11 protein-coding genes are annotated in these 13,721 nt (G+C 56.2%); 2 read left to right on the top strand and 9 right to left on the bottom strand.

Going from position 1 to position 13,721, the window contains the following annotated elements:
- Window positions 1-231: 231 nt before the first annotated feature.
- Window positions 232-840: a J domain-containing protein gene (locus RMR16_RS19005; RefSeq protein ID WP_320198874.1), complete on the top strand. Its 609-nt coding sequence runs from the start codon at window positions 232-234 to the stop codon at window positions 838-840.
- Window positions 841-915: 75 nt separating this feature from the next.
- Here RMR16_RS19005 and RMR16_RS19000 read toward each other — a convergent pair whose 3' ends face one another.
- The 7 genes from RMR16_RS19000 to RMR16_RS18970 all read right to left on the bottom strand — a co-directional run bounded on the left by RMR16_RS19000 (window position 916) and on the right by RMR16_RS18970 (window position 8,307).
- Window positions 916-1,752 carry an alpha/beta fold hydrolase gene (locus RMR16_RS19000; protein WP_320199010.1) on the bottom strand — a complete coding sequence of 279 codons (837 nt, stop codon included), beginning with the start codon at window positions 1,750-1,752 and terminating at the stop codon, window positions 916-918.
- A gap of 301 nt (window positions 1,753-2,053) precedes the next feature.
- The gene (locus tag RMR16_RS18995) at window positions 2,054-3,658 is read right to left on the bottom strand and encodes an MFS transporter (protein WP_320198873.1); all 1,605 of its coding nucleotides are present in this window, start codon (window positions 3,656-3,658) and stop codon (window positions 2,054-2,056) included.
- On the bottom strand, window positions 3,658-4,098 hold the full coding sequence (locus RMR16_RS18990; RefSeq protein WP_320198872.1) for a DoxX family protein: 441 nt from the start codon (window positions 4,096-4,098) through the stop codon (window positions 3,658-3,660). The genes RMR16_RS18995 and RMR16_RS18990 overlap by 1 nt, the downstream gene beginning before the upstream one ends.
- A gap of 192 nt (window positions 4,099-4,290) precedes the next feature.
- Window positions 4,291-6,168, bottom strand: a complete 1,878-nt coding sequence (locus tag RMR16_RS18985; RefSeq protein ID WP_320198871.1) for an amidohydrolase — start codon at window positions 6,166-6,168, stop codon at window positions 4,291-4,293.
- Between the two features lie 53 nt (window positions 6,169-6,221).
- Window positions 6,222-6,509: a XapX domain-containing protein gene (locus RMR16_RS18980; RefSeq protein WP_320198870.1), complete on the bottom strand. Its 288-nt coding sequence runs from the start codon at window positions 6,507-6,509 to the stop codon at window positions 6,222-6,224.
- Window positions 6,510-6,570: 61 nt separating this feature from the next.
- Window positions 6,571-7,260, bottom strand: a complete 690-nt coding sequence (locus tag RMR16_RS18975) for a hydrolase (protein ID WP_320198869.1) — start codon at window positions 7,258-7,260, stop codon at window positions 6,571-6,573.
- A 114-nt stretch (window positions 7,261-7,374) separates the two neighbouring features.
- Window positions 7,375-8,307: a VOC family protein gene (locus RMR16_RS18970; protein ID WP_320198868.1), complete on the bottom strand. Its 933-nt coding sequence runs from the start codon at window positions 8,305-8,307 to the stop codon at window positions 7,375-7,377.
- A 116-nt stretch (window positions 8,308-8,423) separates the two neighbouring features.
- Here RMR16_RS18970 and RMR16_RS18965 point away from each other — a divergent pair, with 116 nt between their 5' ends.
- Entirely contained in the window at window positions 8,424-9,323 is a 900-nt protein-coding gene (locus tag RMR16_RS18965) for a LysR family transcriptional regulator (protein ID WP_320198867.1), read from the top strand.
- Here the strand turns inward: RMR16_RS18965 and RMR16_RS18960 are convergent.
- Both RMR16_RS18960 and RMR16_RS18955 read right to left on the bottom strand, forming a co-directional pair.
- Entirely contained in the window at window positions 9,313-12,423 is a 3,111-nt protein-coding gene (locus tag RMR16_RS18960) for an efflux RND transporter permease subunit (protein ID WP_320198866.1), read from the bottom strand. The genes RMR16_RS18965 and RMR16_RS18960 overlap by 11 nt on opposite strands.
- A complete protein-coding gene (locus tag RMR16_RS18955; protein ID WP_320198865.1) occupies window positions 12,420-13,670 on the bottom strand; it encodes an efflux RND transporter periplasmic adaptor subunit in 1,251 nt (416 codons plus the stop codon). The genes RMR16_RS18960 and RMR16_RS18955 overlap by 4 nt, the downstream gene beginning before the upstream one ends.
- Window positions 13,671-13,721 lie beyond the last annotated feature (51 nt).

The following is a 13,721-nucleotide window of genomic DNA, read 5'->3' as shown; positions in this document are numbered from 1 at the left end:
GGAACCGCTCGTTTCGATAAGCCAGTATCTTTTCGAAGGTGGGATCGTACTTGACGACTGACTCTATGATGGTGTGCACGGCTTATCAGTGCGCCTGAGACCTCCCCTTCATCTCTCAAAATTTTTGCCCACATCGTCGGTTTTTCCAGATAAGGTGACGGCGGATAAAAAGGTGTAACTCGCCGCTCGACAATTCTTGCCGAAACGACGCTCTGCCTTCATATAGGTGCCATGAAACCCGATTCGAAAATATTCGTCAGCCTTAAATCTGGCAAAAAAAAAACAACGCCCGAAGTCCAAGCCACTGGTCCCAAGTGTCAGTGGGATGGCTGCGACAAACCTGGCCCGCATCGCGCGCCTGTCGGTCGCGAAGCCGAGGGCTTGTATCTGTTCTTCTGTCTTGAGCACGTCAAGGAATACAACAAGGGATACAACTTCACCACCGGCCTGTCCTCCGATGACATTGCCCGTTACCAGCGGGAAGCGATCACCGGCGGCCGTCCGACCTGGGGAAGTGGTGTCAACCAGTCCACTGAAATCCCTATTCCTTCGACTGCACGCTCCGGCTCTGCAAAAACACTGAACGCGCGCAAAACCGCCGCGCAGCGTCAGGCGCAAAAGGCTGATTTTGAGAAGCGCAAACTCAAGGTTCTGGAAGCCAAGGCCTTCGAAACACTTGGCTTAACGCAGGACGCGACACCGGAAGAAATCAGAACCCGTTATAAAGAACGGTTGAAGACCTACCACCCTGATGTCAATCAGGGAGACAGGGCCTCTGAAGACCAGCTTCGCGCATCGATCGAAGCTCACAAAATCCTCAAGCTGAACGGGTTTTGCTGAGACACTTCATCAGTGAGGTTTGTTTCAGGAGAAAATGGGTGCGGCCCGTAAGACCGCACCCATTGTTCGTTCGGTTCAAGCCTTGATGAAGGCCAGCAGGTCGGCGTTGAGCACATCTGCATTGACGGTCAGCATACCGTGCGAGAAGCCGGGGTATGTTTTCAAAGTACCGTTTTTCAGCGATTTGATCGCCTTGTGGGCAGCGTCGGCGATGGGCACGATCTGGTCGTCTTCGCCATGCAGAACCAGTGTCGGAACACTGATTGCTTTCAGGTCTTCGGTCTGATCGGTTTCTGAAAATGCCTTGATGCCATCGTAATGAGCCTTGGCACTGCCCATCATGCCCTGACGCCACCAATTCTGGATAACGCCTTCGTGCACCGTCGCGCCCTCCCGGTTGAAACCATAGAATGGGCCAGCGGGAACATCGCGGAAGAATTGCGCCCGGTTGGCGGCCAGCGCCGTGCGGAAACCATCAAAGACGTCCATTGGCAGTCCTTCAGGATTGGCAGCGGTTTTCAGCATCAAAGGCGGCACTGCGGACACAAGAACAGCCTTGGCAACGCGGCCTGCCGGTTCACCATGCTTGGCGACGTAACGGGCAACTTCACCGCCACCTGTGGAATGACCGATATGAACGGCGTTGCGCAAATCCAGCGCTTCAACAACGGCGAACGCGTCAGAGGCGTAGTGATCCATATCATGGCCCTCGGAGACCTGAGCGGAGCGACCGTGGCCGCGGCGATCATGGGCAACCACACGATACCCTTTCCCAAGGAAGTACAGCATCTGTGCGTCCCAATCATCGGACGACAGCGGCCAGCCGTGATGGAAAACGATGGGCTGAGCGTCCTTTGGACCCCAATCCTTGTAGAAGATTTCCGTGCCGTCTGTGGTTGTAACGAAGCCCATGGTCTTATCTCCTGTGGTGGGTTGAGTGGTGGTTGCAGCGGATGCTGCGCGTGTGGATCGGACCGGAAGAACTATACCGGCTGCAAGGACGGCACCGGCAAGCAGGGCGTCACGGCGGCTGATGGAAAAGGATGTTTTGGTCATGTCAGCTCCTGCTTGCTGGCCGTTTGTTGTGCGGCCTTGCTTTTGTCTATGCAGTGATATTGAACTGAAACCACCCCTCCAACAATGACAATAATAGTGTCTATTGAATTGCGAATTTTGCAATAAAAGAAAGAAGTGGCCGAAGCCGCTTCATCATTCAATCCAATGCTTTGCCCGGACGATTGATAGTCAGGAAATGCCGCACCACCGGCTTTTCGGCGCCTGAGTGATAGGCGAGAACCTTACCCTGCAAGTCGGCATCGGCCTGCGATACACGCTTGTGTTGCCTCAAATGCTCCGCCCACGATTCGACCATGAACCATTCGACGATCTTTTCCGGGTCGGCAGAATCCTCGGTCACACCCCATCCATAGGCACCATCACGGCGACGTTCATGTGACAACTCATCAAGCGAGCGAAGGAACACGGCGCGATGATGCTTTTCGACGTGGTATTCGATAAGGATCAGAACAGGGCCACGGTCATGCGCAACGGGTTCAGCAACAAGAGGCTCTGGCCAATGGTTCGACGGCACCAGATCCGTATCGCCAGATGGCAATTTTACGCGGTGCATAATCAATCCGGCCACAAGCAGGCCAGCGGCACCGATGAGCAACGCACCCTGTATGCCGGCCACTTCACCAATCGTACCCCAGCCAAGGCTGCCTGCGGTCATCGCGCCGTTGAAAACCGTGAGATATACAGCCAGTCCACGGCCACGAACCCAGTTCGGCAGGATTGCCTGTGCCGCGCCGTTCAGGGTGGTGAGCGCCGTGATCCATGCCGCACCGAGGAATAATAGCACCACAACGGCCAGCCATTGTGGCGGTGCCAAAGCCAGCGCTGCCATAACAAAAGCGGTGACGATTGCCGAGCAAAGAAGCAGGCCATCAGACGTCAGATGGTCGCGCAGTTTTGGCATAACCAAAGCACCGCCGATGGCTCCTGCGCCAACCGCACCGAGCAAAATGCCGTAGAAGCTGGCATCACCACCCAAAAGCTGACGTGCCACCAGGGGAAGAAGCGCCCAGACTGCGCTGGCAAAAGCGAAGAAGATCGCAGCCCGAAAAAGCACGACATGCAGTGGTTTGCTGGCGCGGGTGTAGCGAAGCCCTGCCCGGAACGCACCGAAGAACCCTTCAGAGAGTGTATCGTTGGCATCCTTGGCGCGTGGCCACCAGATGAGAGCGGCGATAACGAGGACGTAACTTGCCACGTCTGCACCATAGGTCATCGCAGCACCGAAGGCGGCAAGCAACAAGCCCCCTGCTGCCGGCCCGATGGAACGGGCGATGTTGATGCCGAGCGAATTCAGCGCGACGGCACTTTTGACATCCTGTCGCGGTACAAGCTCAGGCACAATCGCCTGCCATGTCGGTCCCATGAGCGCCGCGCCGATGCCACCCAGAAACGTCAGGGCGATCAAGGAGCTGACCGACAACATGCCCATGTAGGACAATGTCATTAGCGAGATACTGACGGTGGCCAACAAAAGCTGGATGCCGATGAGGAATTTACGGCGGTCGATAATGTCGGACAGAACGCCAGCGGGAATTGCCAGAAGAAAGATCGGCAAGGTGCCAGCCGCCTGTACCATGGCAACGGCAGCGGGTGCTGCCGAAAGATCGGTCATCAACCACGAGCTTGCAACGTCACGCATGAAGCTGCCGGTGTTGCCGAGAACGGTTGCCGCCCAGAGAACGGCGAACACCGGTTGGCGCAGTGGCGCAAAGCCGCCACCAGAGGATTTTGCAGCGCTCATTATTTCGCTCCCTTGGCAATATCGATTGTTGCGACGATGACGAATGCACCGGCAAGACCCAGATGCTCAAAAAAGGCGTTGGTCGCCATCATCCGCTCCATGCCCGGCGGGATTTCCCAGAAGCGAAGTGCGATGAATGTTGCGAGCAGTGTGAAAGCCGCGAGAGCAAGTGCGCCCAGCCAGCGCAGGAAACCGGAAACCACCATGGCGGAGGCCGTGAGTTCGAACGCGATCACGGCGACGGCAAAAAATGCTGCCGGATGCAGGCCAAAATGCTCCATCTCGGCAATCGCACCGGACAAGTCGAAAATTTTGGTGAATGGCCCCTGAATATAGGCCGCGCAAAGAGCAAGAAGCGCGACAGTTCGGGTTACTGGCGCTGCGAGGGTGCGCCCAAGACCCGCTTTAAGCTGATGGGTGATATGTGTTTGGTCGGTCATGGCTGCTCCTGCATGTTGACCCGGCTTACCGGGTATGGTCTTGCGATGGAGTGATATTGGCCTGAAATATTACCGCCAACAATTGCATCAATTGTTTCTATTTCATTGCGTTATTCGCAATTATGGAACCGGCGATTTTTTAAAGATGCTGTGCGAACAGGCAGCATTGCCTGTTCGCACAGTTACGACAATTTATACGGCCCAGCAGGCGCAACCTAAAGCGCCGAAAAAGCCCTTGAGATCAGCTATCGGCAGTTTCGATGTCCATGCACCAGCATGGTCATGACCGTGGACATTGCAATCATTGGCACAGGCACACGAGCTGATGGCGGTGCGACGCAACGAACGTTGACCGGCACCTTCCGGCTCACCCCAAGCGGCGTAACCGCCGAACTGTCGCACTGGCGACCAATCAGGCATGGCCGGTGGAACGGAGTTTTCGTCAAGTGCAGCGAAGTCGCCCGCGCCGTAAACAATTTTACCGCCAACCATGGTCAATAGCGAGGAAAGGAACGAGATTTCGTCTTCAGCGCAGGAGAAAAAGTCCTTATCTGGAACGACGAGATCGGCGAACTGGCCCGTTTCGATGCGGCCTTTCTTGCCTTCCTCGTTGGAGAACCATGTGACTTTTTCTGTCCACATGCGCAGAGCCGTCTCGCGGTCAAGGCAATTGGCCCGCGGATAAAGCTGCATTCCGCCAACTGTCTTGCCAGTGACCATCCAGGAGAGAGAAACCCATGGATTATAGGAAGCGACGCGGGTGGCATCCGTGCCTGCTGAAACGTTCACACCCTTTTCAAGCATACGCTTGATCGGAGGTGTGGCTTCGGCAACGCCGTGGCCGTAACGCTCGACAAAATATTCGCCCTGATAGGCCATGCGATGCTGCGTGGCGATGCCGCCGCCCAGCGCCGCGATGCGGTCGATGGAACGATCGGAAATGGTTTCGGCATGGTCGAAAAACCAGTTGAGGCCTTCAAGTGGAATGTCCTTGTTGACCTTCTCAAACACATCAAGCGAGCGTGAAATGGTTTCATCATACGTCGCGTGCATGCGCCATGGCCAACGGTTCTGGGCAAGAACACGAACAACCTCCTCGAGCTCGCCTTCCATCTCCGGCGCCATTTCTGGCCGTGGTTGACGAAAATCTTCAAAATCCGCAGCCGAAAAGACGAGCATCTCACCGGCACCGTTGTGGCGGAAATAGTCATTTCCCTGCTTGTATTTGACCGACTGCGTCCAGTTGAGGAAATCCTGCTTCTCTTCCTTCGGCTTTTGCGTGAAGAGATTATAGGCAAGGCGAACGGTCAGCTGGTCTTCGTCCGACAGCTTCTGGATTACCGCATAATCGTCCGGATAATTCTGAAAACCCCCACCCGCATCAATGACGCCGGTGATACCCAACCGGTTGAGTTCGCGCATAAAGTGACGAGTGGAATTCACCTGATATTCAAAAGGAAGTTTCGGTCCTTTGGACAGGGTCGAATACAAAATACCTGCATTTGGCTTGGCCAGCAAAAGTCCTGTTGGATTGCCATTCACATCGCGGGTGATCTCCCCACCGGGTGGGTTTGGCGTGTCCTTTGTGTACCCTACGGCACGAAGCGCAGCCCCATTCAACAGCGCACGATCATAAAGATGCAGTAAAAAGACCGGCGTATCGGGTGCGGCCGCGTTGATCTCATCGATTGTCGGCAGGCGCTTTTCTGCAAACTGATGTTCCGTAAAACCACCAACCACACGAACCCATTGCGGGGCGGGCGTAACGGCCACCTGCCTGCGCAACATGTCCATGGCATCGGCCAGCGAACGAACGCCATCCCAGCGCAGTTCCATGTTGAAGTTCAAACCGCCACGTACGACGTGGGTGTGGTTATCGATCAGACCCGGCAGCACACGCTTGCCCTTCAGGTCGATGATCTTCGTATCCGGCCCGGCAAGAGCCATAACGTCGCGGTCGTCGCCAACCACTAGAAATTTCCCGTCCTTGATGGCGACAGCGCTTGCAACGGGATTGGACTTATCGAGGGTGGTAAACTGGCCGTGGTGGAGGATGATGTCAGGATGCATGGCAGCGTGTCCCTGTGCAGTTTGAATGGGAAGTTCAATAGCTGGCAAGCGTGTCAGCCTGCCGTTTTGTTCGTGTCGCTTTGTCCCGCAACCTGTTTCGCGTCAAGGCCACCCTTTGGCAAATGGCCGAACATATGTGGCTTTATCTGGTGAAGCCAGGAAACGGCAGCAGGCTCACGGCTCCAGAGGTTTTTTGCCAAAGGCACGATCTGTTCACCCACCAGAATGCCCAGCAAGCCGACGAGCGCAACAACCGGTGGCGCGGGGGAGCGCACGTTAAGCAGACCATAGATGATACCGACGAGTAGGCCGACTGCGATGGAGAAAATATAGATTTTCATCTCAATAGTCCTTGTCCAAACGAGTTGCCTCACCCGGTTATTCGGATGAGGCGTCATCAGATCAGATTGCTGCCGGATTGGGGCCAATGCGCTTGCCGTGGCTGACGCGCTCGGCACCGCCGTGAACGTGGGTAACGGCGTAATCAATGCCCATGCCGTAAGCACCGGAATGTTCTTTCACCAGCGACGTCACAGCATCGTAGGTTTCTTTGCGTGCCCAGTCGCGCTGCCATTCGAGAAGAACCTGCTGCCAGGTCACAGGAATGACGCCGGCCTGCATCATGCGGTCCATTGCATATTTGTGGGCATCGGCAGAGGTTCCGCCCGACGCATCGGCCACCATGTAGATTTCATAATCGGTGTCATTCATGCAGGAGAGCGCGAATGTCGTGTTGCAGACCTCGGTCCACAGACCAGAGACAACAATTTTCTTGCGGCCTTCGGCAGCGTTTTTAGCGAGAGCATCCCGCACGTTCTGGTCATCCCAGGAGTTCATCGAGGTCCGTTCCAGAATGTCATTGTTGGGAACCACAGCCAGAAGTTCTGGAAAGGTGTTGCCAGAGAAACTGTCTGTCTCGACACTTGTGATCGTTGTCGGGATGTTGAAAATCTTCGCTGCCTTGGCAAGACCAACAACGTTGTTCTTCAACGTCTGACGGTCAATCGACTGGACGCCAAAGGCCATCTGCGGCTGCTGGTCGATGAAGATGATCTGGCTATTTTGTGGTGTCAGAACCTGAAGCTTGGACATTGTATAATTCCTCATGAGTTGTTGGCGCCGCGTCTGCAGCAGTTGGCCTTGGATTGGGAAACGTGGTTGTTTCGAAGTGGCGGACCGCTTCAGCAGTCCGCAGAAATTTTTCGATTACGCGGCCAGCGGAGTAAGGCCTGCTTCTATCCGGTTACGGAGAGGTTCGTATTGCGTCGGCAACTTCAGCGCCTCGCCCAGATGCGCGGTATCTTCGTCACGGTTGAAGCCGGGTTCATTCGTCGCAATCTCAAACAGCACGCCACCCGGAGTGCGGAAGTAGATTGCCCAGAAATAATCGCGGTCGATGACCGGTGTAACCTGATATCCCGTGTCCATCAGTGCCTTACGCACCTCAAGCTGCTTTTCGCGGTTTTCGACTGCAAAGGCGATGTGATGGACCGATCCTGCACCCTGGCGGGCAACCGGTGTCTGCGGCAGAGCTTCGAGATCAATCGTATCAGCGCCGTTGCCATTGGGGATCAGCAGGCGTGTCACATTGCCCTCTTTTTCTGCCCGCTCATAGCCCATAAAGCCAAGAAGCTCTTCCATCGCGCCGGTGTCGTGCAGGCTCAGTCTTGCGCCGGTGAAGCCACGGATCGCAGCCTCGTCTGGCACACCCGCCGCATTCCAGGCGGAACGCTTGTCATCGACGGTTTCGATCAGCGAAAGGCCGTCACCGTCAGGGCCGCTGAACCGCAGTCGGTTCGCACCAAAGGTTTTGTCCAGCTGGATGCCGCCGACGCCCTGCGCCGTCAAGCGATCCTGCCAGTAAGCCAGCGATCCTTTGGGCACCGAAAACTGGGTTTCGCCCACTTCGCCCACACCCGGACGACCGCGCATCATGTGGTCGAACGGAAAATATGTCATGACCGTTCCGGCCGCACCCGTCTCATCTCCGTAATAGAGGTGGTAGATGCTTGGCTCGTCGAAATTGACGGTTTTCTTGACCCGGCGCAGGCCGAGTGTATCGGTGAAAAACATGTTGTTCTGGCGTGCGTCTGACGCCATGGACGTTACGTGGTGTAGTCCTTTGATTGCCTTGATCATCGCATTGCCTCTAAAACTCGTTGGTCTTGTTTGCTGAAAACAAACCTACGCGGATTGCGGACAGTGCGGAATTGCAATATTAATTTCGAATGTATTGCTCTTTTTGAAATAATGAGATGAACGACTATAAAGCTCTCCGCACCTTCCTGCTGGCCGCAGAAAAGAAAAACTTCGCTCAGGTCGCCCGCGAACTCGATATGACGCCTGCTGCGGTGACGCGGGCGATTGCCGCTCTGGAGGCCGATCTTGGCGTTCAGCTTTTCGTGCGCACAACGCGACAAGTTTCGCTCACGACGGATGGCGCGATCTACGCGGCCCAGATCAAGCCCGCACTCGACACGCTTGAAACCGCGCGGCGCGATGTGATGAATGCCAACAAGGTAGAGGAAGGGCGTCTACGGATCAGCGCGCCCACATGGCTCGGTAAAACCGTCCTGCCCACGGTTATTGCGGGCTTCAAAGAACGTTACCCCAAAATGGCCTTCGAGGTCTCGCTGTCGGATGGGCTGGTGAACATCGTCGATGACGATTATGATCTGGCGATCCGTATATCCTTGCAGCCCTCAGACAAATTTACGATCTGGCGGAAGATCTGCACTATTCCACGTATTCTGGTGGCCGCGCCCGGAAGCCGTTTCATTGATATGACCCATCCCGGACAGCTGACGCCAGACGAATGCCTCGCCTATAGCAGCGAAAGCCGTCGCGAAAACTGGGTTCTTTCGGATGGAGGTTCCACCGTCAACATCTCTGCTGGCCGCACCTTCAGCGCCAACAGTGGTGACGTCCTCGCCGATATGGCCGCCGAGGGTCTGGGCGTAACGCTGTTACCGGGCTTTAATATCGACGAACATTTGCGCTCGGGAAAGCTGGTGCAGGTGTTCAAAGGCTGGGCACCACCGGATCTGTGGCTCACGCTCTACTATCCGCCCTATCAAACCTTGCCGCCCCGCATCGCCTCCTTCTCGAAATTCTTCGAACAGCAATTGTTGGCCTTCGTCATTCCTATCCATTGAGTTCAGCTGGAACGGCAGGGTTTTCGACCGGCTTTTTCCGCTTCCTGCTCCATAGTGATTTCAGGAAGTCGGAGAGCTTTTCGATCTCAACGAAAACAACCGGCGTCATGAACAGCGTCAGAATTTGACTGACGATGAGGCCACCCACCACTGCAACGCCAAGTGGCTGGCGCAGCTCCGAACTTGCGCCCGTACCGATTGCGATTGGCAGAGCGCCGAACAGCGCGCAAAACGTTGTCATCATGATGGGTCGGAGACGGCGCACCGCCGCTTCGTGAATTGCCTCCAGCGTCGGTATGTTTTCTTCGCGCTGCAAGGTCAACGCCACGTCGATCATCATGATCGCGTTCTTTTTGACGATACCGATCAGCATCAGAAGCCCGATCAGCGCAATGATGGACAGGTCGAAACCGAAGAGTTTCAGCGTCAGCAGCGCACCAAAGGCGGCTGATGGTAGACCCGACAAGATCGTCAGCGGGTGCAGAAAGCTTTCATAAAACACACCCAGCACGATGTAGATGGTGAGGACCGCCGCACCAATCAGCAGACCCGTATTGTCGCTCGTTTGCTTGAATATCTGCGCTGCACCCGCCAGATTGGTGGTCACCGTGGATGGAAGCTGGATCTGGTCTTTCAGTGCATCGATCCGTTCCGTTGCCGAACCAAGCGACACGCCTGCCGGAAGGTTGAACGACAGCGTGACGGCTGTGAGCTGTCCCGTCTGGTTGACCGTTACCGGACCGGACACGCGGGAGATCGTGGCGAAACTCGACAATGGCACCAAGGCTCCAGATGTGGAGGATACCCTGAGTGCGCCGAGCGACTGCTCGGTCCAATCGAGTGATGTATTGTATTCCAGAATGACGTTGTAGCTGTTGCCGGTCGTCTGGATTTGGGTTGCCACATAGCTGCCGAACGCCGCTTCAAGCGTCGTGCGCAAGGCTTGAGACGTAACGCCAAGGCTGTTTGCCCGGTCATTATCCACCTCGAGATGCGCTTGCAGCGCATTGTCCTGCAAATCGGATGCAACATCGACGAAATAGGCATTGTCTGCCCGCATGGCATCACCCAGCGTCTGCGACCATTGACGCGCCGCCGAGGCATCGATGGATTGCAGCACGACTTGATATAGGCTCTGCGTGCTACGACCGCCAAACCGCAAGCTTTGCTGTGGCGTAATGAATGTTTTGAGCCCTGCAACGCCAGCGAGTGAGTGCCGGAGCGCGGCGAGCGTGACTTCAAGAGCTGGCCGCTGTTCAGACGGCTTGAGCTGCACGAGGAGTGTACCGGCATTCAGGGCGGAGCCGCCCGGACCAGACCCAAGGGTCGATGTGACGTGCGCAACGGATGCGTCAGCAGACAGAATGTCGGCGGCTTTGGCCTGGAGCGCGCTCATGGCCTGATAGGATATGTCTTGGCGCGCCTGCGTCGAGACCGTTAGCAGGCCGATGTCCTCGGTTGGGAAAAAGCTGCGGGCAAGGCTGGAGAACATCCAGCCGGAGCCGATGAGCGTGAGCACAAACATCAGCATCACGATAAGCCGATGATTGAGGCACCAGCCGACAGAGCGGCCATACGCGTCGGTTGCCCGATCAAATAGAGTTGGTTTGGTGTTCTTATGCTCTGGATGCGGCAGACGGGCAGCAAGCATCGGCGTTACCGTCAATGAGACGACGGCGGACGACAAAATGGCCAGCGTTACGACCACACCGAATTCGTTCAACACACGCCCGACGATCCCGCCCATCAACAGAATCGGCAGGAACACCGCCACCAGCGAGATCGACATGGAAATGATCGTGCCGGTGACTTCCTTACTGCCTTCGATCGCCGCCTGAAAGGGCGGCATACCTTCCTCGACTTTGCGAACGATGTTTTCGAGCATCACGATCGCATCATCCACCACGAGGCCAACGGAAAGCGTCAGCCCCAAGAGCGAAATGTTGTCGATGGAGAAGCCGAGCGCGTACATGGCGCCGAGCGTTGCGACCAGTGACAAAGGCACGGCAAGGCCCGGAATAAGCGTGGCCCACACCTGTCGCAAAAACAGGTAGATGACGAGAATGACGAGACCAAGCGTGACCATCAGCGTGGTTTCGACGTCGGCAACCGCCGCGCGGATCGATACCGATGCGTCGTTGACCACGTTGATATGCATATTGGCAGGCAGGCTGGCTTGCAGTTCTGGAAGTTTATCCTTGATCGCATCCACCACGGCGACCGTGTTGGCACCCGGCTGGCGCTGCACCGCCAAGACGATGGCAGGTGTTCCATCAAGCCAGCTGCCCTGATTGAGAACAGCCACGCTGTCCTTGACGGTTGCGACATCTTGCAGCCGAACGATACGACCGTTTGGCTTGGCGATAATCAGTGTGCGGAAAGAGGCGGCGTCGACACGTTGTGTCGATGCGTCCAATGTCAGCGCCTGCGAGGAATTCTGCAAGGTTCCGATGGGGGATTGGTCGTTCGCGGCGGCCAGTGTCGCAGACAAGCCATCAAGCGATAATCCACGATTTGCCAGTTGCGAAGGATCGACCTCTACGCGCACGGCATAGGTTTTGGCACCGAAAATCTGCGCTTGCGCAACACCAGAAATTGTCGACAAGGCCGGAGATATGACGTTTTCGGCGGTGTCGTCCATCTTCGTCAGATCGGCGGCATCGCTTGTCAAAGCCAGAATCACAACCGCGGCGTCTGCGGGGTTGGCCTTGCGATAGCTTGGTGGCGACGTCATGTTGGTGGGCAATTGCCGCTGTGTGCGCGCAATCGCCGCCTGTACGTCAGCCGCCGCGGCATCAATGTTTCGCGATAGATTGAACTGAATGGTGATCTGCGTATTGCCGAGCGACGAGCTGGCACTGATCGTATCGATACCCGCAATCGTTTCGAACTGCTTGATAAGCGGCGTGGCAACGGAACTTGCCATCGTATCCGGCGCGGCACCAGCAAGCTGCGCCGACACATTGATTGTCGGGAAATCCGCCTGCGGCAAGGCTGCAACGGGCAGATTTCGATAGGCAGCTACACCCGCCAGCAACACGCCGATGATGAGAAGTATCGTCGCAACAGGGCGACGGATGAAGATTTCAGAGATGTTCATGGCGCTATGCCCTTGTCAGATGCATTGGCCTGTTCATTGGCATCATCATACGGTCCGTTGACGATGACGTGGCTGCCATTGATCAGGCTCGCCTGCCCTTCCGTCACCACCATTTCGCCATCTGCCAAACCGTGCGACAGACCGGCCACGTCACCTTCACTCAGCGCAACCGTAACCTTCCGCTGCTCGACGGTTTTGTCGGACTTAACGACATAGGTGATAAAACCGCCGCCTTTCGGCTGGAGAGCGACCAGCGGCACCGTCACCAGATCGTCCACCTTGCCCGCATTGACGGTGACCTTCAGAGACTGTCCCGGCCAAAAGGTCTCCGGGTCATTTTCAAGACGAAGACGCAGCTTGAACGTGCCGGATGCCGGATCGACGGTATTATCGATAAACACGATGTTACCAGAACCGGGCTGCGTATTGTCCTGCGCCTGTGTTGGAATGACTTGTGCCGTGAGGGTATTGCTAGCCATCGTCGAGCGCACGAGATCCAGATCAGGTTCCGGTAGCGTAAACTCCGCAAAAACCGGCTTCATCTGCGTCAGAAGCACTATGTCGGCACCTGGGGCCACATAGGCACCCACTGAAAATTGCACTGCCCCCAACTTGCCATCAAACGGCGCGCGAATTTGGGTTTGCGAGAGAACGACGTTGTCAGCCGCCAGATTTGAATTATCAACCGCAATGGTCGCTGCTGCCTGTTTGGCTGCGGCACCGGCATCGCTAAATTGCTGCTGCGTATCGACGCCCGATTTGCTCAGCGTTTCGACCCGGCTCAGAGTTGCATTGGCGGCATCCAGTATCGCCTGATCCTTGGCAAGCACCGCCTGATCACGCTGGATATTCGCTCTGATCGTGCGGTCATCAAGCTGAACCAGAAGGTCACCCGCTTTTACCTCCGCGCCGTCGCTGACAAGCACCTGTGCGACAATACCGGAAATCGGGGTGCTCAACGCGGTGGATGCCACCGGCACGATCGACCCAATTGTTTTACGAACAACCGGAAGAGAACCAGATTTCGCCACAGCAACGGTCACCGCAGAGGTCCGTGCTCCCGGCTGTGTCGCCCCCGCCCGTCGCCCGCCATTTTTCGATTGGCCATCCGCCGATGGACTGGCGCCTCCAGACTTCGCGGCAGGTTGGCTTGCCCATGCTGGCAGATAAGATGCAAATTCGTCCCGATTGACGAAAAGCAAGGCAGAACCGGCGGCAATGATCACAATTGTGATGATGTATTTCATGCGGAAGTCCTTTGGACGAAATTAATCCGATGGACGGGATGGACGCCGTAC

Origin of the sequence: Agrobacterium sp. rho-13.3, assembly GCF_033957765.2 — a bacterium.
Taxonomy (GTDB): Bacteria; Pseudomonadota; Alphaproteobacteria; order Rhizobiales; family Rhizobiaceae; genus Agrobacterium.
The sequence above is the reverse complement of the archived record's forward strand: the minus strand, read 5'-3'. Positions and strand labels throughout refer to the sequence as shown.

What these genes read in the sequence shown, in the direction of transcription:
- RMR16_RS19005 (WP_320198874.1), top strand. Translation starts at nt 232, where the DNA reads ATGAAACCCGATTCGAAAATATTCGTCAGCCTTAAATCTGGCAAAAAA.
- RMR16_RS19000 (WP_320199010.1), bottom strand. Translation starts at nt 1,752, where the DNA reads ATGGGCTTCGTTACAACCACAGACGGCACGGAAATCTTCTACAAGGAT.
- RMR16_RS18995 (WP_320198873.1), bottom strand. Translation starts at nt 3,658, where the DNA reads ATGAGCGCTGCAAAATCCTCTGGTGGCGGCTTTGCGCCACTGCGCCAA.
- RMR16_RS18990 (WP_320198872.1), bottom strand. Translation starts at nt 4,098, where the DNA reads ATGACCGACCAAACACATATCACCCATCAGCTTAAAGCGGGTCTTGGG.
- RMR16_RS18985 (WP_320198871.1), bottom strand. Translation starts at nt 6,168, where the DNA reads ATGCATCCTGACATCATCCTCCACCACGGCCAGTTTACCACCCTCGAT.
- RMR16_RS18980 (WP_320198870.1), bottom strand. Translation starts at nt 6,509, where the DNA reads ATGAAAATCTATATTTTCTCCATCGCAGTCGGCCTACTCGTCGGTATC.
- RMR16_RS18975 (WP_320198869.1), bottom strand. Translation starts at nt 7,260, where the DNA reads ATGTCCAAGCTTCAGGTTCTGACACCACAAAATAGCCAGATCATCTTC.
- RMR16_RS18970 (WP_320198868.1), bottom strand. Translation starts at nt 8,307, where the DNA reads ATGATCAAGGCAATCAAAGGACTACACCACGTAACGTCCATGGCGTCA.
- RMR16_RS18965 (WP_320198867.1), top strand. Translation starts at nt 8,424, where the DNA reads ATGAACGACTATAAAGCTCTCCGCACCTTCCTGCTGGCCGCAGAAAAG.
- RMR16_RS18960 (WP_320198866.1), bottom strand. Translation starts at nt 12,423, where the DNA reads ATGAACATCTCTGAAATCTTCATCCGTCGCCCTGTTGCGACGATACTT.
- RMR16_RS18955 (WP_320198865.1), bottom strand. Translation starts at nt 13,670, where the DNA reads ATGAAATACATCATCACAATTGTGATCATTGCCGCCGGTTCTGCCTTG.